This is a genomic window from Actinoplanes sp. NPDC049668, from assembly GCF_044465445.1.
GTDB lineage: Bacteria > Actinomycetota > Actinomycetes > Mycobacteriales > Micromonosporaceae > Actinoplanes.
Window position 1 is genome coordinate 1,293,629 of the sequence record NZ_JBITLR010000001.1, and the last position, 26,597, is coordinate 1,320,225.

At 72.8% G+C, this 26,597-nt stretch carries 19 protein-coding genes; 6 read left to right on the forward strand and 13 right to left on the reverse strand.

Features of this window, described 5'->3' with window-relative positions; genetic code table 11:
• Position 1: 1 nt before the first annotated feature.
• The 7 genes from ACIBSW_RS06070 to dacB form a co-directional block, all read right to left on the reverse strand.
• A complete protein-coding gene (locus tag ACIBSW_RS06070; RefSeq protein WP_354718245.1) occupies positions 2–403 on the reverse strand; it encodes a RidA family protein in 402 nt (133 codons plus the stop codon).
• A gap of 28 nt (positions 404–431) precedes the next feature.
• A complete protein-coding gene (gene folE / locus ACIBSW_RS06075; protein ID WP_354718431.1) occupies positions 432–1,103 on the reverse strand; it encodes a GTP cyclohydrolase I FolE in 672 nt (223 codons plus the stop codon).
• Positions 1,103–3,136: an ATP-dependent zinc metalloprotease FtsH gene (ftsH, locus tag ACIBSW_RS06080; RefSeq protein ID WP_354718243.1), complete on the reverse strand. Its 2,034-nt coding sequence runs from the start codon at positions 3,134–3,136 to the stop codon at positions 1,103–1,105. The genes folE and ftsH overlap by 1 nt, the downstream gene beginning before the upstream one ends.
• A gap of 381 nt (positions 3,137–3,517) precedes the next feature.
• Entirely contained in the window at positions 3,518–4,093 is a 576-nt protein-coding gene (hpt, locus tag ACIBSW_RS06085; protein WP_184988109.1) for a hypoxanthine phosphoribosyltransferase, read from the reverse strand.
• A 126-nt stretch (positions 4,094–4,219) separates the two neighbouring features.
• On the reverse strand, positions 4,220–5,200 hold the full coding sequence (gene tilS / locus ACIBSW_RS06090) for a tRNA lysidine(34) synthetase TilS (protein WP_354718241.1): 981 nt from the start codon (positions 5,198–5,200) through the stop codon (positions 4,220–4,222).
• A 9-nt stretch (positions 5,201–5,209) separates the two neighbouring features.
• Positions 5,210–6,268 carry a zinc-dependent metalloprotease gene (locus ACIBSW_RS06095; protein ID WP_354718239.1) on the reverse strand — a complete coding sequence of 353 codons (1,059 nt, stop codon included), beginning with the start codon at positions 6,266–6,268 and terminating at the stop codon, positions 5,210–5,212.
• Positions 6,269–6,339: 71 nt separating this feature from the next.
• Positions 6,340–7,695 carry a D-alanyl-D-alanine carboxypeptidase/D-alanyl-D-alanine-endopeptidase gene (gene dacB / locus ACIBSW_RS06100; protein WP_354718237.1) on the reverse strand — a complete coding sequence of 452 codons (1,356 nt, stop codon included), beginning with the start codon at positions 7,693–7,695 and terminating at the stop codon, positions 6,340–6,342.
• A gap of 1,760 nt (positions 7,696–9,455) precedes the next feature.
• On the opposite strand from dacB, the gene ACIBSW_RS06105 reads away from it, so the two are divergent.
• Positions 9,456–9,959 (forward strand): inorganic diphosphatase, encoded by a 504-nt coding sequence (locus tag ACIBSW_RS06105; protein WP_354718235.1) that lies wholly within the window; start codon positions 9,456–9,458, stop codon positions 9,957–9,959.
• Between the two features lie 60 nt (positions 9,960–10,019).
• Here ACIBSW_RS06105 and eccD read toward each other — a convergent pair whose 3' ends face one another.
• Positions 10,020–11,462, reverse strand: coding sequence for a type VII secretion integral membrane protein EccD (eccD, locus tag ACIBSW_RS06110; protein WP_354718233.1), 1,443 nt, complete (start codon positions 11,460–11,462; stop codon positions 10,020–10,022).
• 216 nt (positions 11,463–11,678) lie between these two features.
• Here eccD and eccCa point away from each other — a divergent pair, with 216 nt between their 5' ends.
• Entirely contained in the window at positions 11,679–15,659 is a 3,981-nt protein-coding gene (eccCa, locus tag ACIBSW_RS06115) for a type VII secretion protein EccCa (RefSeq protein WP_354718231.1), read from the forward strand.
• Between the two features lie 211 nt (positions 15,660–15,870).
• Complete coding sequence (gene mycP, locus ACIBSW_RS06120) at positions 15,871–17,175, forward strand: type VII secretion-associated serine protease mycosin (RefSeq protein WP_354718229.1); 1,305 nt, start codon at positions 15,871–15,873, stop codon at positions 17,173–17,175.
• Positions 17,176–17,302: 127 nt separating this feature from the next.
• On the opposite strand, the gene ACIBSW_RS06125 is transcribed toward mycP, so the two are convergent.
• From ACIBSW_RS06125 to ACIBSW_RS06145, 5 genes are all read right to left on the reverse strand, one after another.
• Positions 17,303–18,481, reverse strand: coding sequence for a MarP family serine protease (locus tag ACIBSW_RS06125; RefSeq protein ID WP_354718227.1), 1,179 nt, complete (start codon positions 18,479–18,481; stop codon positions 17,303–17,305).
• A 22-nt stretch (positions 18,482–18,503) separates the two neighbouring features.
• Positions 18,504–19,187, reverse strand: a complete 684-nt coding sequence (locus tag ACIBSW_RS06130) for a CoA pyrophosphatase (RefSeq protein WP_354718225.1) — start codon at positions 19,185–19,187, stop codon at positions 18,504–18,506.
• On the reverse strand, positions 19,184–19,894 hold the full coding sequence (locus ACIBSW_RS06135) for a redoxin domain-containing protein (RefSeq protein ID WP_354718223.1): 711 nt from the start codon (positions 19,892–19,894) through the stop codon (positions 19,184–19,186). Before ACIBSW_RS06135 ends, ACIBSW_RS06130 begins: the two co-directional genes overlap by 4 nt.
• Positions 19,891–20,688 carry an endonuclease III gene (gene nth / locus ACIBSW_RS06140; RefSeq protein WP_404799259.1) on the reverse strand — a complete coding sequence of 266 codons (798 nt, stop codon included), beginning with the start codon at positions 20,686–20,688 and terminating at the stop codon, positions 19,891–19,893. Before nth ends, ACIBSW_RS06135 begins: the two co-directional genes overlap by 4 nt.
• A gap of 87 nt (positions 20,689–20,775) precedes the next feature.
• A complete protein-coding gene (locus ACIBSW_RS06145; RefSeq protein ID WP_354718220.1) occupies positions 20,776–21,960 on the reverse strand; it encodes a CapA family protein in 1,185 nt (394 codons plus the stop codon).
• Between the two features lie 203 nt (positions 21,961–22,163).
• Between ACIBSW_RS06145 and ACIBSW_RS06150 the strand changes: the two genes are divergently transcribed.
• From ACIBSW_RS06150 to ACIBSW_RS06160, 3 genes are all read left to right on the forward strand, one after another.
• Entirely contained in the window at positions 22,164–22,841 is a 678-nt protein-coding gene (locus tag ACIBSW_RS06150; protein ID WP_023562908.1) for a Crp/Fnr family transcriptional regulator, read from the forward strand.
• 264 nt (positions 22,842–23,105) lie between these two features.
• Positions 23,106–24,557 carry a carboxyl transferase domain-containing protein gene (locus ACIBSW_RS06155; protein ID WP_354718217.1) on the forward strand — a complete coding sequence of 484 codons (1,452 nt, stop codon included), beginning with the start codon at positions 23,106–23,108 and terminating at the stop codon, positions 24,555–24,557.
• 31 nt (positions 24,558–24,588) lie between these two features.
• Positions 24,589–26,595, forward strand: a complete 2,007-nt coding sequence (locus ACIBSW_RS06160) for a biotin carboxylase N-terminal domain-containing protein (RefSeq protein WP_354718215.1) — start codon at positions 24,589–24,591, stop codon at positions 26,593–26,595.
• The last annotated feature ends 2 nt before the right edge of the window (positions 26,596–26,597 follow it).

Consider the following 26,597-nt stretch of genomic DNA (forward strand, 5'->3'; position numbering starts at 1 on the left):
CTCAGTCCGGCAGGGCCGCGGTCAGGTCGATCTCGACCAGCTGACCGTTGTAGCCGAGCGAGGCCACGCCGAGCAGCGTGCTGGCGGTGGTGAAGGCGGGCGCGAGGGCGGAGGCCATGAGCCGCTGCCACACCCCCGCGAGGACGCCGCTGTCCGGGCTGACGACGTAGACGATCGAGCGGGCGACGTCGGACGGCTTGGCGCCGGCGGCCTCGAGGACGGCGAGGCAGTTCGCGATGACCTGGTCGGTCTGCGCGGGAAAGTCGCCGGGGCCGACGACCTGGCCGGCGAGGTCGAGCGGGCACTGTCCGGCGAGGTGGGCCAGGCGGCCGGCCGAGGTGATGGTGACGTGGCTGTACCCGGCCGGTTCGTGCACGGTAGACGGGTTGTATTTCTCGATCATCGCGCCAGTATGGCGAAGCGGCCGCGGCTCAGCGCGCGTTTATCAACGCCATCGCCTCGGCGCGGACCTTGCCGTCGGTCTGGAACGCGCCGCGCACCGCCGAGGTGACCGTGCGGGCGCCGGTCTTGCGGATGCCGCGCATCTCCATGCACATGTGTTCGCACTCGAGGACCACTATGACGCCGCGGGGGCCGAGCTTCTCCATCAGCAGGTCGGCGATCTGCGAGGTGAGCCGCTCCTGCACCTGTGGCCGGCGGGCGAAGACCTCGACGAGCCGGGCCAGCTTCGACAGGCCGGTGATCCGGCCGTCGGCGCCCGGGATGTAGCCGACGTGCGCCACGCCCTTGAACGGCAGCAGGTGGTGCTCGCAGAGGCTCATCATCTCGATGTCGCGGACGAGCACGAGCTCCTCGTGGTTCGCCTCGAACGACGTGGTGAGCACCTTGCCCGGATCGACCCGCAGACCGGCGAAGAGCTCCGCGTAGGCCCGGGCCACCCGGGCGGGCGTGCGGGCCAGGCCGTCGCGGTCCGGGTCCTCACCGATGGCGATGAGGATCTCCCGAACCGCTTTCTCGATCCGGGCGAGGTCGACGGCCTGCTCGACCGGGGTACCGGTGAGCTTGCCGTCGACCAGACGCGCGGCGAGGTAGTCGGGCTCGTCGTCGGAGTCGTTGGGCTCCGTCGAGCTTGCGTCGGCGATCAGAGGCTGCCTTCCACCGAGCCGTTCGGCGTCGAGCCCGCGCTCGGGTTCACTCCGCCGACGGCGACCTGACCATCGGCCTCGGCCTGCGCCTTGAGCTGGTCGCGCTCGGCCGGGGTGAGGACCGGGGGCGCCTCCGACGGGAGCCGCTTACCGAATCCGTTGAACGGGGACATGGGCGGCCGCTTCGCCACTCGCTCGCAGATGCGGTTCATGTCCTCCTGGGTGATGGTCTCCTTCTCCATCAGCTCCAGGACCATGTTGTCGAGGACGTCGCGGTACTCGACCAGGATCTCCCACGCCTCGTCGTGCGCCAGCTCGATCAGCGCACGGACCTCGCTGTCGATCTCGGCGGCGACGGCGTCGGAGTAGTCCTTCTCGTGGCCCATGTTGCGGCCCATGAACGGCTCGTCGCCGCTGGTGCCGTACTTGACCGCGCCGAGCTTCGAGCTCATGCCGTACTGGGTGACCATGGCGCGGGCCAGGCCGGAGGCCTTCTCGATGTCGTTGCCGGCGCCGGTGGTCGGCTCGTGGAAGACGAGCTCCTCAGCAGCGCGGCCGCCGAGCGCGTACGCCAGCGTGTCGATCATCTCGGCCCGGGTCTGGGTGTACTTGTCCTCGGTCGGCAGGACCAGGGTGTGCCCGAGCGAGCGGCCGCGGGGCAGGATCGTCACCTTGTGCACGGGCGCGGAGTGCGGCAGCGCGTACGCCACCAGCGCGTGGCCGCCCTCGTGGTAGGCGGTGATCTTCTTCTCGTTGTCGCTCATCGCGCGCGAGCGCCGCTCCGGGCCGGCGATGACCCGGTCGATCGCTTCCTCGAGGAAGAAGTTCGAGATGGCCCGCTTCTCGTTGCGGGCCGTCAGCAGCGCGGCCTCGTTGATCACGTTGGCCAGGTCGGCACCCGAGAAGCCGGGTGTGCGCCGGGCCACCGAGTCGAGGTCGACGTCGGGCGTGAACGGCTTGCCCTTGGCGTGCACCCGCAGGATGGCCTTGCGGCCCTCCATGTCCGGGTTGTCCACCGGGATCTGCCGGTCGAAGCGGCCCGGGCGCAGCAGCGCCGGGTCGAGGATGTCGGGCCGGTTGGTGGCGGCGATGAGGATGACGCCACCCTTGGTGTCGAAGCCGTCCATCTCGACGAGCAGCTGGTTGAGCGTCTGCTCGCGCTCGTCGTGGCCGCCGCCCATGCCGGCGCCGCGGTGCCGGCCGACCGCGTCGATCTCGTCGACGAAGACGATGGCCGGCGCGTTCGCCTTGGCCTGCTCGAAGAGGTCGCGGACGCGGCTGGCGCCGACGCCGACGAACATCTCGACGAAGTCCGAACCGGAGATCGAGTAGAACGGCACGCCGGCCTCACCCGCGACGGCGCGCGCCAGCAGGGTCTTGCCCGTGCCGGGCTGGCCGAAGAGCAGCACGCCCTTGGGGATCTTGGCGCCGAGTGCCTGGTACTTCGCCGGGTTCTGCAGGAAGTCCTTGATCTCCTGTAGCTCCTCGACGGCCTCGTCGGCACCCGCCACGTCGGCGAAGGTCGTCTTGGGCATGTCCTTGGTCAGCATCTTGGCCTTGGACTTGCCGAAGTTGAGGACCCGGGAGCCGCCGCCCTGCATCTGCGACATGAACAGCAGCAGCAGGATGACGAGGATCGCGACCGGCAGCAGGCTGAACAGCAGGTTCAGCAGGACGCCGTCGCCGGAGACGGTGGCGTCGACCGTTCCGGTGACCCGGCCGGCCTTCTTCGCCTCCTGGGCGGCGTTCCAGACCTCGTCCCCGACCTCGTACGGGTACTGGGTCTCGATCTTGTCCGTGGTCTTGCCGTCGAACCGCTCGGGCGTCGCCAGTTCGAGTTGGAGCGTCTGCTCCTTGTCCTTCTGGATGACGTTCTTTATGCCGGGCTGGTTGAGTCGCTCGAGGACCACCGAAGTGTCAACGCGCTGGTAGCTCGGACCATTGGTGAAGAATGTGCTCAGCGCAATCGCACCGATGATCACCAGAATGATCCAGACCACCGGGCGGCGGAAGAAACGCGTACGTTCCATACTGTTGTCGGGCGCCTGATGCGCCCGGACCCTCCTGATCGGCGTCCTGGTCACCTGGGTTGACGTGTCTCCACGACCGGCTACCGTGTCAAGGCATCCTGGCTGCGGAGACGCTGCCGGATCGAGGGCCCCGGGCCGTACCGGCCAACCGCGCCGGCCCGACCGCGGGCGATCCGACCCTCCGACGCTCGTGACACTGCGCCATCGGTCACTCGACCGTACACCGTGGGTGCCTCTTCCGGCTCCGTCAGCCCAGCCCGTGCGACCCCCGTGGTCACGGCGGTTCCGCACTGAGCGGCCGGATTAATACGATCAAAACCGGACAATACAGCGCAGCGATGGGTCCGGCATCCGATTCCTGAGAGTCGGCTGGGAGTACGTTCAGCTACGGGCGTAGACCTCGGGCTTGAGCACTCCCACGTACGGCACCTCGCGGTAGCGCTCCGCGAAGTCCAGTCCGTAACCGACCACGAATTCGCTGGGGATGTCGAAGCCGACGTACTTGGTCGGCACCGGCACCTTGATCGCCTCCGGCTTGCGGAACAGCGCCACCACCTCGACGCTCTCCGGCTGGCGCGACCGCAGGTACTTCATCAGCCAGGACAGGGTCAGGCCGGAGTCGACGATGTCCTCGACGATCACCACGTGCCGGCCGGTGATGTCGCGGTCCAGGTCCTTGAGGATGCGCACCACCCCGGAGGACGTGGTGCCCGAGCCGTAGGAGGAGACCGCCATGAACTCCATCTCGGAGGAGGGGCCCTGCCGGCCCAGCGCACGCGCGAAGTCCGCCATGAACATGACCGCGCCCTTGAGCACGCAGACCAGGAGAATGCCGCCCTCGGCGTCCGCGTAGTCCGCGGCGACCTGTTTAGCGAGCTCTTCGGTCTTCTCGCGGATCTGATCCTCGGAGATGATCACGCGGTCGATGTCGGCGTCGTACCAAGAGCCCTCTGCCATTCGCCTAGCGTGCCGTATGAAGGTGGCCTCGCGTGGGCGGGGGCGGCGGTAAGACCCCGCCCAACTGCTGGTTATGGGGCTATTCGGCCCAGGTGTCCGGACCGGGTCGCCAGACCGTGAGGACTGTCACACGTCGACCCGTACGAGGTCGCCCGCCCGGCGGCCCACGACGATCCCGCCGGGCAGCGCGGTCGGTCCCTGGCCGTGCCAGCCGGTGACCAGGGCGTCCAGGGCGACGACGTGCCGGTGCGAGAGCGCCGCGCCGGGCGCGCCCAGCTCGCCGGCCCAGGCGTGCAACACCCGGGTCCGGATGGCCGGCGGCAGCTCCGACAGGGCCGTGACCGACAAGCCGGCCGGCGAGCGACAGGCCGCCAGCGCCGCGCGGGCCACCCCGTCGAGGTACGCGACGTCCGCGGCGACCAGTCCCGCGGTCCGGGCCAGGTTCGCGACCACGCCGGGCCCGACGGCGGCGATCAGCGCCGGCAGGGCGTCCGCCCGCACCCGGGACCGGGTGTACGCGGGGTCGATGTTGTGCGGGTCCTCCCAGGCCACCAGCCCGAGGGCGGCGCAGGCCTTGCGGGTCTCGGCCCGCGAGACGTCCAGCAGCGGCCGGACCAGGATCCCCCGCCGGTACGGCATGCCGGACAGCCCGCGCGGCCCGGCGCCGCGGGCGAGCGCGAGCAGCAGGGTCTCGGCCTGGTCGTCGCGGGTGTGCCCGAGCAGCACGGCCGGCGCGCCGGTCCGCCGCGCGACCGCGGAGAGCACCTCGTAGCGCGCGTCCCGCGCCGCCGCCTCCGGCCCGCCGGGTCGCCCGGCCACCTCGACGCGGGCGACCTCGACGGGATCCAGCCCGACCGACCGGGCCCAGCCCGCCACGTCCGCGGCGCGGGCCGCCGAACCGTCCTGCAGCCCATGGTCGACCGTCACCAGCCCGGCGCGTACGCCCAGGCGGGATGCGACGAACGCGGTCGCCGCCGCGAGCGCCAGCGAGTCGGCCCCGCCCGAGCAGGCGACCAGGACGAGCCCCGCGCCCTGCTCCGCGATCGGGTGCAGGGCGCGCCGGACGGCGGCACGTACGGTCGCTACCGGAGGCGGGATCCTGGCCATCCGGTCACGCTATGACGGCAGGCCGACCGGGCCGTGCACCCGGGCCACCCAGGCGTCCGGGTCGCTGAGCTCGTCGAGCCGGGGCAGGGTCAGCGGCGAGCTGAAGATCTTGTTGAAGCCGGCCATGCCGACCCGCTCCACGACGCCGTGCACGAACTTGTGGCCCTCCGCGTACTGCCGCATCTTGACCTCGATGCCGAGCAGCCGGCGGATCGCCTTCTCCAGCGGGTTGCCGCCCGCGCGGCGCTGGTTGAACTTCGAGCGGATCGACTCGACCGACGGGATGACCTCGGGGCCGACGCCGTCCATGACGAACTCGGCGTGCCCCTCCAGCAGCGTCATCAGCGCGGTCAGCCGGTCGAGGACCGCCTTCTGCGCCGGGGTCTGCACGATGTCGAGGACCGACGACCGGCTGTCCGGGTCGCGCAGCGCGTCGGAGAGCGTCGCCACGCCGCGGCGCAGCCGCTCGAGGATGTGCTCGCCGCTCTGCGACGCGTCGACGAACGCCTGCACCTCGCCGAGGAAGTAGCCGCGCATCCACGGCACGGCCGTGAACTGGGTGCGGTGGGTGACCTCGTGCAGGCAGACCCAGAGCCGGAAGTCGCGGGGGTCGGCGCCGAGCTTGCGCTCGACCTCGACGATGTTGGGCGCGTTCAGCAGCAGCTGGCCCGGCTCGGACGAGAAGACCTCGTACTGCCCGAGGACGCGGCCCGACAGGTAGGCCAGCACGGTGCCCGCCTGCACGCCGGTGACCCGGGAGCCGATCGCGTCGGCGACCCCGCCCGGCTGCTTGCCGCCGGACAGGCGGGTGACCAGGGGAATGATCACCTCACGGAGGCCGGAGATGTTGACCGCGGCCCAGTCCTTGCGGTCGACGACCCGCACCGGCGGGGCCTCGATCTGGGGCGTGAGCCCGGTGTATGCCGCGACGTGGCCCGCGGCCTCGTCGGTCAGATCGCGCAGCTGGGCCACCACCTGCATGGCTTCCTCGTAGGACACCGCGGGCCCGGATTTCGACAGCGCGCCCGCGGTGGCGGCGGCCAGATCCCAATCAACGAACTGCGCCATGCAGACCACCGTACTCGCGCGTTTCCACCGGACCGCCCTGAGAAAGCCCCCGGACGGCCCGGAGAAAACCCCTAGTTACACCCGCAGGTGACAAGCTTCGCCGCAATCTTGTCGAGCGCCTGACGTGCGGCGATGGACTCGCCGGTGGCGTCCGCCAGGATCGCGAAGACCAGCAGCCGGCCGTCCTTGGTGACCAGTTCGCCGGAGATCGCATTGACCCCGGTGAGCGAGCCGGTCTTGGCCCGGACCACGCCCTGCCCGACCTGGTTCGCGGACGGCACGACGAAGCGCCGCTCCAGCGTGCCGGACCAGCCGGCCACCGGCAGGCCGCCGAACATGGCACTCAGCTCGGGGTGCTCGCCGCCGGCGGCGAGGGTCAGCGTGTCGGTGAGCAGCTTCGGGCTGATCCGGTTCCGCCGGGACAGTCCGCTGCCGTCGGAGAGCTCCACCTGGTCCGTGGACAGACCCAGCTCGCCGAGCTTGGTGATCGTCGCCGCGGCGCCGCCCTCGAACGAGGCCTCCGCGTCCGCGGCCAGCGCGACCTGCCGGGCCATCGCCTCGGCGATCACGTTGTCGCTCTGCTCCAGCATCCAGTCGACCACGCGCACCAGCGGCGGCGACTCGACCTTGCCCAGCTCGGCGCCGGCGGCCAGGGTGGCCGCGGCCGAGGGCGCCGCCGAGGAGGCCGCGGGCGCGGCGGCCGCCGGCGCCGTGCCCTTGCTCACCGCACCGGCCGGCAGGCCGAGGTGCTTGGCGAACGCCCGGCCGGCCGCGCCGGCCGGGTCGGCGAAGCGCGGATCGCCGCCGAACTCGTTGTGCACGGGCTTGATCCGCCCGGCGTTGGTCATCAGCGGCTGGATCCGCGCGACCTGGCCGCCACCGATGACGTCGCCGTCCCAGCCCTTGGCGGTCAGCGGGCCCTCGTACAGCGAGGTGTCGACGATGACCTTGGTGATCGGCCGGGCGCCCATCGCCTTCTCGACCTGCGCGGCGAGCTTGTCGAGCCGGGCCGCACCCGGGAACTGGCCCTTGGCGTCCACCGACAGCGTCGGGTCGCCGCCGCCGACGAGCACGACCTCGCCGGGCTCCGCGCCGGCCACCACGCGGGTGGTCAGGCGGTGCGCCGTGCCCCGCGCGGCCAGCACGGCAGCGGCGGTCAGCAGCTTGGTGGTGGAGGCGGGGATGGTGCCGGTCTCGGCATTCTGCGCGAAAAGCGACTCACCGGTCACGGTGTCGACCACGGAGACGTTGACCGAGGATCCAAGCACCGCGGCATCGACCAGCGGACCGATCGCCGCCTTCACGCCCTCGGGGGTCGGTGCGGCGCCGGAGGTGCCGACGGCAGCCAGGACGGGCGTCGGCGTCGGATCGGGCGTCGGCGCAATCGTGGGAGCGGTGGTCGGATCAGCCGCCAGCCAGCGATCCACCGGCCCAGGGCGGGTTATTACGGCGCCCGCCACGACGGCCAACAACAAGATCAAAGAGAGGACCGAAAATATTACGGTACGCCGCCGACCAGTACCCGGCTTCGCCGCTACCGGCGTTTGAGCTGAGCGATCCCCAAGGCCGAGGGATTCGCCGCCGGGCTGATCCGGTGATCCGGCCACAATCCCCTGCGCCATCCCCTGTACCGGCTGAGGCGCCGGCGCCCCGTGCACCTGCGGGGCAGGAATGTTGAGCGGGACCGCAGCGCGCCCGTAGGTGTTCCCTGCAGGACGCGGCGCCGCCGACGCCGGCCCGCCAATCGTCCCTGGCGGCGACGCAGCGGGCGGTCCAGCAGAGAGCCCGGAGGGCGACCCAGCGGGTGACCCAGCGGGCGACCCAGCGGGCGACCCAGCAGGGAACCCGGAAGGCGACCCAGCAGGAAGCCCGGAAGGCCCACCCGCCGGCCTGACGGGCGGCGGTGCGGCAGGAAGCCCGGGAGGAGGCCCACCCATCGGCCTGACGGGCGACCCGGCAGGCGGCGCAACAGGAGGCGACCCCATAGGCGGCACAGACGCCGACCCAACGGACGGCGCAGCCGCAGCTCCGGCAGGCGGCACAGCAGAAGACCCGGCTGGCGGCACAGCTGCCGACCCAGCAGGCGGCGCGGCTGGAGACCCGACAGGCGGCACAGCCGCCGACCTAACGGGCGGCGCAGCTGGAGATCCGGCGGGCGGTGCAGCTGGATACCCGGCCGGCGGCGCAGCTGGAGATCCGGCGGGCGGCGCAGCTGGATACCCGGCGGGCAGGGCAGCCTGAGGCCCGGCGGGCGGGGCAGCAGGCGGCTGGGCTACGGGCCTTGCGGGCGGTCCGACCCACGGGCCGACCAACGGCCGAGCGGGCGATCCGGCAGGCGTCCCGCCAGGCGATCCGGGCTGCTGCCCGGCTGGCGCGCCGTGCGGTCCGGGCTGCTGCCCGGGTGGCGTGCCGGGTTGTCCGGCTGGCGCGCCAGGTTGTCTGGCTGGCGTGCCAGGTTGTCCGGCTGGCGCGCTGGGCTGTCCGGCTGGCGTGCCGGGGTGTCCGGCTGGCGCGCCGGGCTGCTGTCCGGCAGGCGCGCCTGGGTGCTGTCCGGCTGGCGCGCCGGGCTGCGGTGCGGCAGGCGGCTGAGCAGGCGACCCAGCCGACGACCTGAGCGGCGACACGGGCGGTGCCCCCGGGGGTGACCTGAGCGGTGACACGGGCGGCGCCCCGGCGGGCGGCCTGACCGGCGAAACGGGTGAAAGATTGGCCGGCGTCCCAGAAGGTGGGACAGGAGGCGGGCCGGCGGGCGGCCTCAGTGGTGACACGGGCGGCGGGGCGGCCGGCGTCCCAGACGGCGGGACGGCTGGCGGCCGGAGCGGTGATCTGGGCGGCGGGCCGCCGGGCGACACACCGGGCGGCCGGGCGGCCGGTCCGGGCGGCGGCCCGACCGGCGCCTCGGCCTGCGATTCAGCAGTTGGCGCGGCGGGCGCGGCGGCCGGCGGGACGCTCGCTCGCCCTACCGGCGAGCGGCCCTTTTCCGGCTCGGACACGCTGTCGTACTCGGGAGTGTTCTGTGAATCTTGCCTCCCCACGAGCCCCTCCTCCGTACGTGGCGTCAGACTTAGGGGAGACTACAAACATCCGGCACACCGGCGCGCGCGGATCCTGTGGGGGCTCTGTCACTCCCCGCTCCGCCACCGCGTCCCACCGGGTCCGACTGCGGGGCTGAACAAGGGAGCGAACCATGGATTTCGACGTTTTGGTTGAGATCCCCAAGGGCCAGCGGAACAAGTATGAGGTCGACCACAAGACCGGCCGGATCCGGCTGGACCGGACGCTCTTCACTGCGACGCAGTACCCGGCCGACTACGGGTACATCGAGGGCACCCTCGGGCAGGACGGCGACCCTCTGGACGCCCTGGTCCTGATCCAGGAGCCGACGTTCCCGGGCTGCCTCGTGCGGTCGCGGGCGATCGGCATGTACCGGATGACCGACGAGAAGGGCCGCGACGACAAGGTCCTCTGCGTCCCCTACGAGGACCCGCGCCAGGAGCACCTGCGCGACATCCACCACCTGGGCGAGTTCGACCGGATGGAGATCCAGCACTTCTTCACGGTCTACAAGGACCTCGAGCCGGGCAAGTCGGTCGAGGGCGCGACCTGGGTCGGCCGGGTCGAGGCCGAGGAGGAGATCCGCGCGTCGTTCAAGCGCGCGGAGGCCGCCGAGCCGCACGACGAGGATCACTGACGTTCACCGCGAGCGCGGCGGCCGGGTTTCTCCCGGACCGCCGCGCTTCGCCGTCTCCGGTCAGATGTTGATGTTGCTGGCCATGCCGTAGAGGCCGACGACGGCGCAGGCCACCGGGATGACCGCCACGACGGCGAGGGTGTCCAGCACGTCGGCGAAGCGGCCCAGGTAGGGCGACGGCGCCCGGCGGGTCCAGGTCGCGCCGGCGGCGACGGTCGCCAGCGCCATCAGCAGCGTGGTCACGACCAGGCCGAGCAGCATCGCCTCGCCGGCGCCCCAGAGCAGGTCCAGGCCGAGCACGAAGAGCCCGAACAGCCCGGCCGAGATCAGCGGCAGCCGCTGGCGCAGCGTCACGAAGAGCCGCGAGCGCAGCAGCAGCGCCGCGACGGCGAGGCCCATCAGGATCCGGGCGGAGAGCCCGCCGGACGAGGCCAGCACCACGAACGCGCCCGCGCAGAGCAGCGCGTGCCCGATCAGCAGGCCGGTGAGCAGCTCCTCGGTGCGGCTGACCGCGGCGAAGACCCGGGCCCGGTCGGGGCGCTCCCGCGCGGCGTCCAGGGCGGCGTTTCCCGCGGCGGCGCCGGTGAAGCCCTGCTCGGCCTCGCTGCCGGTGGGCAGGGTGACCGGCGGCGTCGGCATCTTGCCGAACCGGATGGCCAGCAGCGGCAGCGCGCCGATGCCGCAGACCAGCGCCGACAGCAGCACGGCCGCGGCGCCGGCCGCCGAGGTGACCAGGCTGGTCAGCGCGGCGAGGGCGCCGAACAGGCCGACCATGATGCCGGCGGCGAAGACCCGGAACGAGGCGGCGACGCCGACCCCGCCGAGCGCGGCGAGCAGCAGCAGCGCCATCGACCCGGCGAGCAGCTCGGGGCCACCGATCCAGGGCAGCAGTGCGAGGACGCCGGCCGGGTCGGTGGCGCCGGAGGAGACCAGCGCGGCGCCGCCCGCGAACGCGTACGGCAGGGCGCAGCCGCCGAGGACCGCCCCGGTGCGCGCGTCGCCGTACGCCCGGGAGGCCGTGATGCCGGCGAGCGCGAGCAGCAGGCCGACGCCGAGCCCGAAGAAGGCCGCGCCGCCCAGGGCCGGCCCGGTGACCAGCACCGCGATCAGGCCGAGCGAGAGCAGCACCGCGCAGCCGGCCAGCGTGGCCGTCCGGGTGGCGGCCGGTGTCCAGATCGTGCCGCGGCGCCGGGCGCCCTCGGCGATCGCCTCGACGACGTCGTCGTACTCCAGCTCGGGCCAGTTGTCCCGGGCCGGCACCAGGTGCAGCACCTCGCCGTCGCGGACGCCCTGCGGGAAGAGGCCCTGCGAGGTGGCGAGCGCGACGCCGTCGGTGCGGCGCAGCAGCCAGCCGCCGTGCTTCTCGCCGTCGTCGGCCAGTCCCTCGCCGGCGTGCCGCAGCACCTCGGGCAGCAGCTCGGCGAGGGGTACGTGCTCGGGCAGCGCGACATCGACCCGGCGCTGCGGCGCACTGATGGTGACCCGTGCCAACCCAACGGTCATGCTGAGCCCGCCTCTCGCCTGCCCTCACGCCCCGCAATCGATCATGGTCTTTATTTCCCGTCGACGATGCCGAGGCTGCGGAACCAGGGCGACTTTACCTAGCATGAGGGCTGCACGGTGACCGGTCGACGGTCGTGTGGACCGGGCAAGCCACCACCCGCCTATGTGGATCTATCACCCAAGGCTCGTGGTAGCGGATGAAGGGGATAGTTCGCAATGAGCACGGTGGTGATCAAGCGAGCGGCGCGCCGGCCGGCGCCGGAGATCCCGACCGGCGAGCTCGCCGTCGACCCGCCGCCCGAGATCCCACAGGCGGCCGGCGGCCGCTGGACGCAGGCGCTGATGGTGCTGCCCATGCTCGGCGGCTCGGTGGCGATGGCGATGATGATGGGCCGCGGCGGTGGCGGCGCCTTCACCTATGTGGTCGGTGGCCTCTTCGGCCTCTCCTCGCTGGCCATGCTCGCCACCTCGTTCGGCGGCGGCGGCGCGCCCAAGAAGGCCGAGATGATGGCCGCCCGCCGCGAGTACCTGCGCCACCTCTCCAGCCTGCGCCGCCGGGTCCGGGACACCGCGAGCCGGCAGCGGATCGGCCTCTTCTACCGCCATCCCGACCCGGCGCAACTCTGGTCGACCGCCGACAGCCACCGGGTCTGGGAGCGCCGCTCGGCCGATCCCGACTTCGGCGTGGTCCGGCTCGCCGTCGGCCCGCAGACCCTGGCCACCCCGCTGATCCCGCCGGTGACCCGGCCGCTCGAGGACCTCGAGCCGATGACGGCGGGCGCGCTGCGCCGTTTCCTCGACGCCTACTCCGTGGTGCCCGACCTGCCGGTCGCGGTGTCGCTGCGCGGCTTCGCCCGCGTCTTCGTGCGCGGCCAGGGCACCGCCGGCGCGGCCGACGCGCGCGCACTGACCCGGGCCGTGCTCACCCAGCTCGCCGTCTTCCACGCGCCCGACGACCTGATCATCGCGGTCTGCGCCGGCCCCGAGCGCCGCGCGATGTGGGAGTGGGTCAAGTGGCTGCCGCACAACCTGCACCCGTCCCGGACCGACCGGCTCGGCCCGGTGCGGCTCGTCGCCAGCGCCGGTCCCGACCTGGAGAAGCTGCTCGAGGACGTGATCGGCAACCGGCCCCGGTTCAACCCGGCCGGCGCGAGCACCAGCCGCCCGCACGTCGTGATCGTGCTGGACGGCGCCGACCTCAAGGGCGCCACCCAGCTCGACGACGGCATCGCCGGCGTGACGGTGCTCGACCTCGACGACGTGCCGCCGCGCCTGCTCGACCGCTCGCTGCTGGTCCTCGAGGTGCGGCCGGGCGGCGCGGGGCGGCGCGAGCTGCACACGTACGCGATGGACCACGCGGCCGACGTCGGCACGCCGGACCGGCTCAGCGAGGAGGAGGCCGAGGCGGTCGCCCGGCGGCTGGCGCCGCTGCGCCTCGCCGCGATGTCGAAGTCCTCCGACACCCCGCTGGCCGCCGAGATGGGCCTGGCCGAGCTGCTCAACCTCGGCGACCCCGACTCGTTCAGCGTCGCGCGGGCCTGGCTGCCCCGGCCCAACCGGGACAAGCTGCGGGTGCCGATCGGTCTCGGCGCCGACGGCGGCGCGATCGAGCTGGACCTCAAGGAGTCGGCGCAGGACGGCATGGGCCCGCACGGCCTGCTCATCGGCGCCACCGGCTCCGGCAAGTCCGAGCTGCTGCGCACGCTGGTGCTGGCGCTCGCCGCGACGCACTCCTCCGAGACGCTGAACTTCGTGCTGGTCGACTTCAAGGGCGGCGCGACGTTCTCCTCGCTGGACCGGCTGCCGCACACCGCCGCCGTCATCACCAACCTCGCCGACGAGCTGCCGCTGGTCGACCGCATGGTCGACGCCATCGACGGCGAGCTGATCCGGCGCCAGGAGCTGCTGCGCCGGGCCGGCAACTACGCCAGCCTGCGCGACTACGAGAAGGCCCGGTCCGGCGGCGCCGCGCTGCCGCCGCTGCCGTCGCTGCTGGTCATCTGCGACGAGTTCTCCGAGCTGCTCTCGGCGAAGCCCGACTTCATCGACCTGTTCGTCCAGATCGGACGGCTGGGCCGCTCGCTCGGCGTGCACCTGCTGCTGGCCAGCCAGCGCCTCGAGGAGGGCCGGCTGCGCGGCCTGGACACGCACCTGTCGTACCGGATCGGCCTGCGGACCTTCTCGGCGCTGGAGTCACGGGCGGTGCTCGGCGTGCCGGACGCGTACGAGCTGCCCCGCTCGCCCGGGCACGGCTACCTCAAGTTCGGCACCGAGCCGCTGATCCGGTTCAAGGCCGCCTATGTGTCCGGCGCGTTCCGCAAGGCGGGCGGCCGCGGCGCCGGCGCGGACGGCGAGGGCGCGGCGCCGCAGGTGTTGTCGTACTCCACGCACTACCTGCCGGTGCCCAAGCCGGTGCGGCCCGCGCAGCCCGAGCCCGAGGAGACCCCGGAGGGCGAGAGCCTGCTGGACGTCATGGTGGCCCGGCTCGGCGGCCAGGGCCCGCCGGCGCACCAGGTCTGGCTGCCGCCGCTGAACAAGTCCGCGGCGCTCGACGAGCTGCTCGGCCCGGTCTCCGTCGATCCCGCCCGCGGCCTGGCCTTCGCGAACCCCGAGCTGCACGGCGCCCTGCGGGTGCCGATCGCCCTGATCGACAAGCCGCGCGAGCAGTTGCGCGACGTGATGTGGCTGCAGCTCGGCGGCGGCGCCGGCCACGTCGCGGTCGTCGGCGGCGCGCAGTCCGGCAAGTCGACGGCGCTGCGCTCGCTGATCTGCGGGCTGGCGCTCACCCACACCCCGGCCGAGGTGCAGGTCTACTGCCTCGACTTCGGCGGCGGCTCGCTGGGCACGCTCAAGGACCTGCCGCACGTCGGCGGCGTGTACGGGCGGCTCGACTCGGTCGGCGTCCGGCGTACGGTCGGCGAGGTCTCGACGCTGCTCAACGACCGGGAGCGGCTCTTCGGCGAGCTCGGCGTCGACTCCATGTCGTCGTACCGGCGGCGAAGGGCGACGCAGGCCGGGCTCGACAACGGCGCGGACGCCGACCCCTTCGGCGACGTGTTCCTCGTGGTCGACGGCTGGTCGACGCTGCGCCAGGACTACGACGAGCTCGAGGGCGTCATCACCGACATCGCCACCCGCGGCCTCTCCTACGGCATCCACGTGGTCACCAGCGCGCCGCGGTGGATGGACTACCGGCCCGCGATCCGCGACCTCTTCGGCTCCCGGGTCGAGCTGCGCCTCGGCGACCCGTCCGACTCGACGGTCAACCGGCGGGCCGCGGTCAACGTGCCGGAGAAGGCCGGCCGCGGCCTCGTCGAGCACCCGACGGACAAGAACAAGAGCCTGCACCTGCTGACCGTGCGCCCCGAGCTGAGCGGCACCGGCGAGACGGCCGAGCTGGTCAAGATGATCGCCGCCAACTGGTCCGGTGCGCCGGCGCCGCGGGTGCGGCTGCTGCCGCCGTCCCTGCCGTACGCGGACATCGACCTGGCGCGGTCGACCGGCCTGCGCCTGCCGATCGGCATCGCCGAGTCGGACCTGCAACCCGTCGAGATCGACTTCGCGGGCGACCCGCACTTCCTGCTCTTCGGCGACGCCGAGTGCGGCAAGTCGTCGTTCCTGCGCGCGCTCGCCACCTCGGTCACGCGGCGGTTCGCGCCCGAGGAGGCCCGGATCATCCTGGTCGACTACCGGCGGAGCCTGATGGACCTGCCCGAGTCCGACCACCGCATCGGGTACGGCATCCAGGCGCAGAAGACGCTCGAGCTGATGCAGTCCGTGGCCGGCTACATGGAGCGCCGCCTGCCCGGGCCCGAGGTGACGGCGCAGCAGCTGCGCGAGCGGTCGTGGTGGACCGGTCCGGAGCTGTTCGTGCTCGTCGACGACTACGACCTGATCGCGGCGGGCCCGACCAACCCGCTCGAGCCGATCCTGGAGTACCTGGCGCAGGCCCGCGACGTCGGCCTGCACCTGGTCGTGACCCGGCGGGCCGGCGGCGCCAGCCGGGCGATGTACGACCCGGTCATCCAGCAGCTGCGGGAGCTGTCGTCACCGGGCCTGGTGATGTCGGGGCCGAGCGACGAGGGCACGCTCATCGGCCCGATCCGGCCCACGACGATGCCACCTGGCCGTGGTCGGCTGATGACTCGGCGTGAAGGTGTGCGCCTGATTCAGCTGTCCCACCTGCCTCCGTACTAACCTGCGTGGCGGATCCGTCACACATCTGGTGCGATCTGCATCGACAGACCTCAGCAACAACGCTCGGATTCGGAGTAACCTCCCTCCATCGACCGTCCCTCACCAGAATGGTCATGCCGCCAGTGAGCGCAGTAAGCGAAGCAGCGAGCGCGTCCCGCCGACCAGGGCGCGACGCTTCCACACGCAGTCCGGCCCGCGGTGGTGCCCGTTGGTGAGGGCACGGGGCCTGCCGCTGAGGCTGGCCGCCGTGACCGCCGCCGCCGGGCTGTGCGTCGGCCTGAGCGGGACCCCGGCGCTGGCCGAGCCCGCCGTCCGGCCGGTCGCCGCGCCGCTCGCGAACCCGCTCGCGGATCCCCTGGACACCCCCGAGCCCTGGATCGGTGACTCGGTCCGGGCCGAGCAGTGGCACCTGAAGACGCTGAACGTCGCCGGCGCCTGGACGTACTCGGCCGGCGCGGGTGTCACCGTCGCGGTCATCGACTCCGGCGTCGACGCCGACCACGTCGACCTGCAGGGTCAGGTGCTGCCCGGCCTCGACCTGGTCGACTCCGGCGGCGACGGCGACACCGACCTGGTCGGCCACGGCACCACGGTCTCGGCGATCATCGCGGGCCGCGGCGACGACGACGCCGGCGTGGTCGGCATCGCCCCGAAGGCCAAGATCCTCCCGATCCGCGTCCTGGACCGGGAGAACCGCTACGACGACGCGATGATCGTGGCCAAGGGCGTCCGCTGGGCGGTCGACCACGGCGCCCGGGTCGTCAACCTCTCCCTCGGCGGAAACGGCAGCAGCCCGGCCCTGGCCGCGGCGCTGGACTACGCGTTCGCCAAGGACGTGGTCGTGGTGGCCTGCACGGGCAACGCGAGCGCCTCGGCCTCCTCGACCACCGGGGTCTGGTACCCGGCCCGCGAGCCGGGCGTCATCGCGGTGGCGGGCATGGAGAAGGACGGCGACGTCCTGTGGTCCGGCTCGATCACCGGCAAGGAGACGGTCGTGTCGGCACCGGCGACGCAGCTGGTCGGCGCCCGGCCGGACGGCTATTGGCGGGTGCAGGGCACGAGCTTCGCGGCGCCGATGGTCTCGGGCACGGCGGCGCTGATCCGCTCCCGCTGGCCGGACATGTCGGCGGGCGAGGTGGTCAACCGCATCGTCAAGACCGCGAAGGACCGCGGCCCGAAGGGCCACGACGCCCAGTACGGCTACGGCATGATCGACCCGACGGCCGCGCTGACCGCCGAGATCCCGACCGTGCTGCGCAACCCGCTGGACAACACGGCGTCGCCGGGCATCGCCCGCTTCGGCAGCGCCCCGGTGTCGGGCCAGGCCCAGTCGGCGCCGGACACCGCGGCCGCGGTCGGCACCAAGGCGCCGGGCGTCAATGCCGGCTCGGCGGCCCGGGCCGGCGACATGAACGTCTCGGCCGCCGGTCGCGGCTGGTGGGCGGCCGGCGTGCTGTTCCTGGTCTCGGTGGTGGCGGCCCTGCTGACCTTCCGCCGCTTCGCCAGCCTCGCCTAGTGGCCTGACGGCCCGCGCACCGTAGCGGGCCACCCACCCGGCGGCAGCCGTCCGGCACCCGCCGCCCGCAGCCGCCCCCCGTCGGCTGGGACCGGGGATGCGGTCGGCCGAGCGCGGCTATCTGGCCTCAGGCGCAGTCGCCGGTCTTGACGCCCCGGGTGCGCGCCACGCCCAGGTTGGCCGTGCCCGCCGCCTCCGACGCGGTCAGCGCGAAACCCGTCGTCTGGTCGTCCGCCGCCGCCGCGAAGATCACGCCGAGCACGTCGCCGTTCGGGGCGACCAGGGGCCCGCCCGAGTTGCCGCTGCGGACCTTGGCGAAGATCGTGTAGATCTCCCGGGTCACGTCGCCCGAGTCGTAGATGTCCGGCCCGGTGATGTTGCTGACGTCGCGGACCCGGGCCGACTGCGCGTTGTAGGGGCCGTCCAGCGGATAGCCGAGCACTATCGCGTTCGCGCCGGTCGCCGCCTGCTTCTTGACGAAGGGCATCACCGGTGCCCGCAGGCCCGGCACGTAGATGACCGCCAGGTCGCGCTCCGGGTCGTAGACCACGACCTTGCCGTCCAGCCGGTCGTCGGCGGTCTCCACCTGCACGGTGCGGGTGCCCGCCACCACGTGGGCGTTCGTCATGATGCGCTCGTCGGCGTAGACGAAGCCCGAGCCCTCGATGCGGCGCGAGCAGCTCGGCGCGGTGCCCAGCACCTTGATCACCGACCGCCGGGAGTTGACGACCACCTGCGACTTCGCCAGCGCCGGATCCGGCGCCGCGACCTCGCGGGCGTTGGTGCGGGCCAGGCCGCCGAAGACGTCCGGGAAGCCGTTGGTGTTGAGCGACTCGCGCAGGCCGGCCGAGAGCGCCTGCGCCTGGTCCGGCATCAGCGTGTTGATGCCGTTCAGCACGGCGCTGCTGCGCACCTGCTTGTTGATGGCCGGGAACGGCGTAGAGCCGAGCGGCACGGCGATCAGCCACGCGACGACCAGCACGGCGACCAGCGAGACCACCGCACCGCCGGCGTCGTCCAGCCGCTGCAGCGGCGGGCTCGAGATCGAGTGGCGCAGCCGGGTGCCCAGCCAGCCCGCCAGCGTCTGTCCGAGCACGGCAAGGGCGAATATCGCGACCAGCGAGACGACCAGCCGGATGGTGTCGTCGTTGAACTGGTTCGCGATCAGCGGGCCGACCTGCAGGCCGATCAGGGCGCCGCTGAAGAAGCCCCCGAAGGACAGCGCCCCGATGACGAAGCCCTGCCGGTAGCCGCTGATGGCGAAGACCAGCATGAGCAGGATCAGGAATCCATCGACCACATGCACTCGCTCAGAGTAGAAGTGACAGTCACGTAACCACCTCATCCGAGGCGGACGGCACCGCGACCGGGGTATCGGGCAGTCTGACGAGCCGGCCGGGCTCCCATGGCCGGGCCCAGCCCGCCATGTCCAGCAGGGCCGAGATGACGCCGGCGGTGAAGCCCCAGACGAGCATTCCCCGGACCTGGAACGCGGGGCCGACCCAGCCGCTCGGGTGGCGTACCCGGATCCGGTTCTCCGGGTCGACCAGCTCGGCGATCGGCAGCCGGGCGACGTGTGCGACCTCGGCGGGCTGCCGCGGGTGCACCGGGTGCGGCGCGTGCCACCAGGCCAGCACGGGTGTCACCACGAACCGGCTGACCGGGATGTACAGCTCGGGCAGCGCCATCAGCACGGTCGCGCTCGCCGGGTCGAGGCCGACCTCCTCGTCGGCCTCCCGCAGCGCGGTGGCGGCCGCGTCCCGATCGGCCGGGTCGGCCGCGCCGCCCGGGAAGGCGGGCTGGCCGGCATGGTTGCGCATGGTCGCGGCCCGCTGCAGGACCAGCAGGTCGGGCTCGCCCGGGCGATCCTCACCCAGCAGCACCAGTACGGCGCTCGCCCGCCCACCGCTCGCGGGCGTGCGCAGCGGGGTGAAGTCCTCGGTACGCGCGGCGTCGGCCCGGGTCAGCAGCGGCTCCCACCAACCGGGGAGGCCCTCCGGGCGCTCGGTCACTCGGTCACCGTCACACCGGTATGTGCGCGCACCAGGTCGCCGAGGGCGGGCCGGTCGAGCGGCTTGCCGGCGTAGACGTAACGGCCGCCGTCGGCGCCGACGAAGACGGTGACCGGCAGGTTGACCTTGCCGAGCCCGGTGAGCAGCTTCTGCTCGGGGTCGAACAGCGTCGGGATCGACAGCCCTCGGTCCGCGGCGAACGAGGCGCCGGCGTCCCGGCTGTCGCGGGTGTCGACGCCGACCACGTGCAGGCGCCCGGCGGTCAGGTCGGCGAGTTCCTGCATCAACGGCAGCTCCTCGCGGCACGGCGCGCACCACGAGGCCCACAGGCTGATTACCGCGGGTCCGCGCAGCCCCGCGAGCGTGAAGCTGTCCCCGCCTGTGAAACAGGGCAGGGAGACCGGCGGAAGATCCGCGGCTGCCCCGGACGGGGAAGCGGCGGTCCCGGACGGGGAAGCGGCGGTCCCGGACGGGGAAGCGGCGGTCCCGGACTGGGAAGCGGCAGTCGCGGGCGAGGAAGCGGTGGTCGCCGACGGGGATGCGGCGACGCCGGCCGGGGGGTCGGTGAGCGCCGAGCAGCCGGCGAACGGCGATGCCGCGCCCTCGTCGGCCTGTCGCGGCGGCGCCTCGGTCGCCGTGCACGCGGCAAGCAGCAGCGCCAGGGGCGGCATGAGCCACCGCGCCGGCCGGCCCCGGACTCGGCTCACGGCGCCTCCGGCGTCGCGATGGCCGCGGCCGGCACCAGCGCGGGGTCGACGCCCGCGTGCGCGGCCAACTCCCGGGCGCGAGGGCCCTTGAGTAGCCGAGCCGCCGGCGCCGCCTCGGTCGGCCCGGTGCCGTAGGAGGGGCAGAGCTTCGCCAGGGTGCACGCGCCACAGGCCGGCTTGCGCGCGTGGCAGACCCGGCGCCCGTGGAAGATGATCCGGTGCGACAGCATGGTCCAGTCGCGCTTCTCGACCAGCTCGGCGACCAGGAACTCGATCTTGACCGGGTCCTCCTCGCTGACCCAGCCGAAGCGGTTGACCAGCCGCCGGAAGTGGGTGTCGACCGTGATGCCCGGTACGTCGAAGGCGTTGCCGAGGATGACGTTCGCCGTCTTGCGGCCGATGCCCGGGAGCGCGACCAGCTGCTCCAGCCGGCCGGGCAGCTCGCCGTCGTGCCGCTCGACCAGCGCCTGACCCAACTTGATCAGCGAATCGGTCTTCGCCCGGAAGAAGCCGGTCGGCCGGAGGATCTCCTCGAGCCGGCCGCGGTCCGCGGCGGCGTAGTCGGCCGCGGTCACGTACTTGGCGAAGACGGTCGGGGTGACCTCGTTGACCTTCTTGTCCGTGCACTGCGCCGACAGGATCGTCGCGACCGCGAGCTGCAGCGGCGTCTTGAAGTCCAGCTCGCAGTGGGCGTCCGGGTGCGCCTCGGCCAGCTCTCTGGCCATCTTGCGGGCCCGGCGTTTACGTCCGATCGGGGTCTCGCCCGCGAAGCGCTTCGCCGACCGGGCGAGCAGGGCCGCACCGGCGGGGGCGACGATGGCAGGACGGCTCACGCGAGCAAGAGTACGTCGCACCACCGACCGCATCGGGTCATGTACCCGTCAGTCCGGCGGCGCGATGGATCCGTCCTCACCGATGGTCGCGGCGGTGTCACCGAAGTCGGCCGCCGTCAGGTCCCGGACGCGGGCCAGGCCGCGCTCGTTCTCGCTGTCCCGGACCGGCTTGCCGGCCGAGTTCATGAACGTCGACAGGAACTTGCCGCCGGCGAACTCGCCCTCCCGGGTCAGCGAGACGTGCAGGACGCCGCCGTACTTGAGCACGCCGTCGCTGCTGAGCGTCCGGCCGCCGCCGGCGAAGTTGCCCAGGCTGTATGCGATCAGCCTGCCCTTGTAGAACTCCATGCCGCGCAGCACGTGCGGCCCGTGCCCGACGACCGCGTCCGCGCCCGCGTCGATGACCGCGTGGGAGAACTTGATCGGGTCGCCCCGGTTCTCGCCGAAGAAGGTTTCGTTGCCCGGTTTCACGTGGCCCTTGTCCGAGCCCTCGGCGCCCATGTGCACCTGCACCACGACGAGGTCGGCCTGGCCCGCGGCCTCCTTGACCACGGCCCGCGCCGCGTCCAGGTCGTTCAGCGGGTTCGCGCCCGCGTACGAGGAGAAGCCCACGACCGCGACCCGCACGCCCTTGACCTCGGCGACGGTGATCTGGTCCTGGGCCCCGGTGTGCTTGAGCCCGGCCTTCTCGAGCGCCTCGACGGTGTTGCGGTACCCCTGGACGCCGAAGTCCTTGGAGTGGTTGTTCGCCGTGTTCATCAGCTCGAAGCCGGCGTCGACCAGGTGGTCGGCGTAGCCGGGGGGCGAGCGGAAGGCGAAGCAGTTGGGGCGCGGCGGCGTACCGCACTTCGAGGAGCCGGTGTCGCCGGTGAGCGGCTGCTCGAGGTTGCCCATCACCAGGTCGGACTTCAGGGCGTCGCGCACCGAGTCGAAGAAGCCCTCGCCGTCGCCGGCCGGCAGCTTGTTCGGCGCGCTGCCCATGATGATGTCGCCGGTCGCCGAGAACGTGATCGACTCACCGACCGCCGCGGACTCCGTCTCGGGGGCCTCGGCGGGGGCCGAGCCGGGCACCGAGGACGGCGGCACCTTCCAGACCGGGGCGCCGACCTCCTGCGAGCCGCGATCCGCCAGGGCTACGCCGCCGAGTGCGGCGCTCGCGAGGACGGCGGCCGCGATGGTCACGGTCAGAATCGGGCGGCCGAACAGACCGCGCCGCGGGGGCTGGGCATTCATCGACGGGAACGATACCGTCGGCTGGCAGGCGGGGGCGACCATCGAACGGCCGGTCCTTGCTCACCGGGAGCGACGATTCTTCGGACCCGGGCGGCACGACCGGTTACGCTGCGAGATCTGGATCGAGGGGTGCCCGCCCGGTTGAGGCCCGCGTGCGCCTAGACTGATCGTGCGCGGCGAAACGCGTAGTCGGAGGTACAGCGATGGATGAGGTACTGGCTCGCAGCGGGATCTTCCAGGGCGTTGACCCGGAGGCTGCCGAGGCGCTCGCCAAGGAGATGGAGACGATCGAGTTCCGCAAGGGCGACATCGTCTTCAATGAGGGCGAGGCGGGTGACAGCCTTTACATCGTTCTCTCCGGCAAGATCAAGCTTGGTCGGCGCGCGGCGGACGGCCGGCAGAACCTGGTCTCGATCATGGGTCCGTCGGACATGCTCGGTGAGCTGTCGCTGTTCGACCCCGGTCCGCGGACGGCGACTGCCACCGCGGTCACCGACACGCGCCTGGCGCGACTGAAGAAGTCGTCGCTGCGCCCGTGGTTGAACAACCGGCCGGAGATCGCCGAGCAGCTGCTGCGGGTGCTCGCCCGCAGGCTGCGCCGGACGAACGACGCCCTCGCGGACCTGATCTTCACCGACGTGCCCGGCCGGGTGGCGAAGAACCTGCTCCAGATGGCGGGCCGGTTCGGCACCCGGGACGGCGGCGTCCTGCGGGTCACGCACGACCTGACCCAGGAGGAGCTGGCGCAGCTCGTCGGCGCCTCGCGGGAGACGGTCAACAAGGCGCTCGCGGACTTCGCGTCCCGCGCCTGGCTGCGGCTCGACGGCAAGAGCGTCATCATTCTCGACCCGGAGCGCCTGGCCCGCCGAGCGCGGGTCTGACCGCCTGGCGGGACCATCCGGTTCCGCCAGGCGAAACCAGGTCAAGCACGACAGGGGCCGTCCTTATGGGCGGCCCCTTGAATGCGTGTGCGCGCACCTGATCAGGGGACAAAGCCGCCGCACCATGATCCGTGTCGCACCCGGTCGGCCGCTCGTTACGGAGGTGGTCGAGAGGCACTACACGGGTGAAAGGGCGCGGGCTTTGAACATGGTGGCGGGCACGCAGCGCAGCGAAAGCCGTGCGGGCACGGCAGAGGTGACACCGTGACCGTGCTCGCCACCGCGATCGACCCGCGCACCCCCGCCTACCTGGAGAGCCGCAGCGCAATGCTGGAGCGGCTGGTCGAGCTCGAGGCCGCGCTGGAGGCGGCCCGCGCGGGTGGCGGCGAGAAGTGGGTCACCAGGCATCACGCCCGCGGCAAGCTGCTGCCACGGGAACGGGTCGAGATGCTCCTCGACCAGGACAGCCCGTTCCTCGAGCTGTCCCCGGTCGCGGCCTGGGGCTCGGAGTTCCCGGTCGGCGCGAGCGTCGTCACCGGCATCGGCGTGGTCGAGGGCGTCGAGTGCGTGGTCATCGCCAACGACCCGACGGTGGACGGGGGCGCCGTCAACCCGTACACGGTGGAGAAGATCAGGCGGGCCGCCCGGATCGCGTCGGTGAACCGCATGCCGCTGGTGAATCTGGTGGAATCGACGGGCGCGGCAGCGCCGGCGGGTCCGCCGCCGGGCAGCGCCATCGCCCGCGACCTCAGCCAGCTCACCGCGGACCGGGTGCCGACGGTCTGCGTGGTCTTCGGGGCGACGACCGGGGACGCGGCCTACCTGCCCGCGCTCTCCGACTACACGATCATGGTGCGCGGGCACGCGAAGATGCTCACCATCCACCCGCAGCCGGTCCGCGCGGCCGGGGCGAACGGCCGGCCCGCACCCGAGGTGCGCAGCACGCCGACCGTGCCGGCCGGGGTCACCGGCCCGGCCGACCAGCTGGCCGAGGACGAACGGGACGGGCTGCGGCTGGCCCGGCAGTGCGTGCGCCGGTTCAACTGGCGCAAGCGCGGCCCCGCGCCGCGGCACTGCCTGCCGAACCCGCCGAAGTACGACGCCGAGGACCTGCTGACCCTGGCCGGCGCCGACCCGGCGACGGTGTTCGAGCCGCGCGAGGTGCTCGCCCGGATCCTGGACGGCAGCGACTTCGACGAGTTCAAGCCGACTCAGGGCACGGCGCTGGTGACCGGCTGGGGCGAGCTGCACGGTTACCCGATCGGCGTGCTCGCCAACCTGGGCGGCGCGTTCTCACCGGCCGAGACCCAGAAGGCCGTGCACTTCATCCAGCTCGCCAACGCCACCGCGACGTCGCTGCTGTTCGTGCAGTACACGGGCGCGCCGGCCGCCGAGGCGCACGAGGCCGCGGATGTCCGGCACGGTGCCCCGCTGGTGCACGCCGTCGCGAAGTCGACGGTGCCGCACCTGACCCTGATGATCGGGGGCACCCCCGCCGAGGAGGCGGGCGGCATCTACGGCCGGGCCTACGAGCCGCGGTTCCTCTTCAGCTGGCCGGTGGAGCGACCCGTGGAGGGCTCGGGCCCGGGCGGCAAGCTGCCCGACGACGGCGTGATCGACCCCCGCGACACCCGTACGGTGCTCGGGCTCTGCCTGTCCGCGGTGCACAGCGCGGCCGTCGAGGGCGCTGAGCACGTCGGCGTCTTCCGACCCTGAAGTAGTCCCTGAAGTCCTGAGAGGCAGACCCGTGATCCGACGTCTTCTGGTGGCCAACCGCGGCGAGATCGCCCGCCGGGTGTTCTCCACCTGCCGCCTGGTCGGCATCGAGACGGTCGCCGTCTACTCCGATGCCGACTCCGACGCCCAGCACGTCACCGAGGCGGACTACGCCGTCCACCTCTCCGGCGGAACCGCGGCCTCGACGTATCTGCGTGGCGACCTGATCATCGCCGCCGCCCGGCGGGCCGGCGCGAACGCCATCCATCCCGGCGACGGTGCGCTCGCCGAGGACCCGGAGTTCGCCGCGGCGGTCGCGGACGCCGGGATGATCTGGGTCGGCCCGCCGGCTAAGACGCTCGGCATGCTGCACAGCAAGATCGAGACCAAGGCCGTGGTCGCGGAGGCCGGCGTACCGGTGCTGCCGACGGCGACCGACCCGGAGAAGATCACCGACTTCCCCGTGCTCATCAAGCCGGACAGCGGCCGTGGCGGCCAGGGCATGCGGGTGGTGCGCGACCCGCACACCCTCGCCGAGGCGGTCGCCTCGACCCGGCAGGAGATCGGCGACGAGATCTTCTGCGAGCCGTACGTGGAGAACGTCCGGCACATCGAGGTGCCGATCATCGCGGACACGCACGGCGCGGTGGTGCCGTTCGGCGAGCGCGAGTGCTCGGTGCAGCGCCGCTACCAGAAGATCATCGAGGAGACGCCGTCGCCGGCGGTCGACCCCGCGCTGCGCGAGGAGCTGTGCCGGGCGGCGATCATCGCGGTCCGGGCCATCGGGTACGTCGGCGCGGGCGCGGTCGAGTTCCTGCTCGACTCCGAGGGCGACTTCTGGTTCCTCGAGCTGACGCCGAGCCTGCAGGTGGAGCACGCGGTCACCGAGTGCGTCTCCGGATACGACCTCGTCCGGCTGCAGCTGCTCGTCTCCGAGGGCGGCCACCTGCCGATGCCGGGGCCGCCGCCGATCCGCGGGCACGCCATCGAGGTGCGGATCTGCGCCGAGGATCCCGCGTACGCGTGGCTGCCCGCGTCCGGCACCCTGCACCGGTTCGGCGTACCCGATGTGGCGGGCTCCTTCCGGCCGCTGCCGCAGCCGGGGCTGCGCCTGGATACCGGCGTGACGGACGGCTCGGTGGTCGGCCTGCAGGGCGACTCGATGCTGGCCAAGCTAGTGGCCTGGGCGCCGACCCGGCAGGAGGCGGCGCGCATGCTCGCGTCGGCGCTGACCCGGACCCAGCTGCACGGCGTCGTCACCAACCGGGATCTGCTGGTCCGGGTGCTGCGGCACCAGGCGTTCCGGGCGGGCGACGTGGACACCGGCTTCCTGGACCGGCACCCCGAGGTGTTCGCGCCGCTGCTGTCGTCCGTGGACGCGGTGCGGATCTCCTGCCTGGCCGCGGCGCTGGCCGGCGCCGCCGCCCGGCGGGCGAGCGCACCCGTGCTCGCCTCCCTGCCCTCGGGCTGGCGCAACGTCCCGTCCGGCTCGCAGACCGCCGTCTACGACGGCCCGGCCGGCCCGGTCGAGGTCGGCTACCGGATGAACCGGCACGGCGAGCTGGCCGGCTGGTGGGTCCGCTCGGTCGACCCGGAGGAGCTGGACCTCGCCGGCCTCGGCCAGGCACCGACGCTCGACGACCATCCGCCGACGACGGTCGTGCACGCCGACGGCGGCCGGGTCGACCTCGACGTCAACGGGATCCGGCTGAGCCTCAAGGTGCACCGGGTCGGCGACATCTCCTACGTGGACAGCCCGGAGGGCTCGGTCACGCTGCGCGAACTGTCCCGCTTCCCGCTGCCGTCCTCGGAGGCCACCGAGGGCTCGCTGATCGCACCGCTGCCCGGCGCCGTCCGCCGGGTGCTGGTGGTGCCGGGCCAGCGGGTGCGGGCCGGCGAGCTGCTGCTCACGCTGGAGGCGATGAAGCTCGAGCACCCGGTGCACGCCCCGTCGGCCGGGGTGGTCGCCTCGCTGCCGGTGCGCCCGGGCGCGGAGGTCGACACGGGCGAACTGCTGGCCGTCCTCGACCCCGAGTAAGG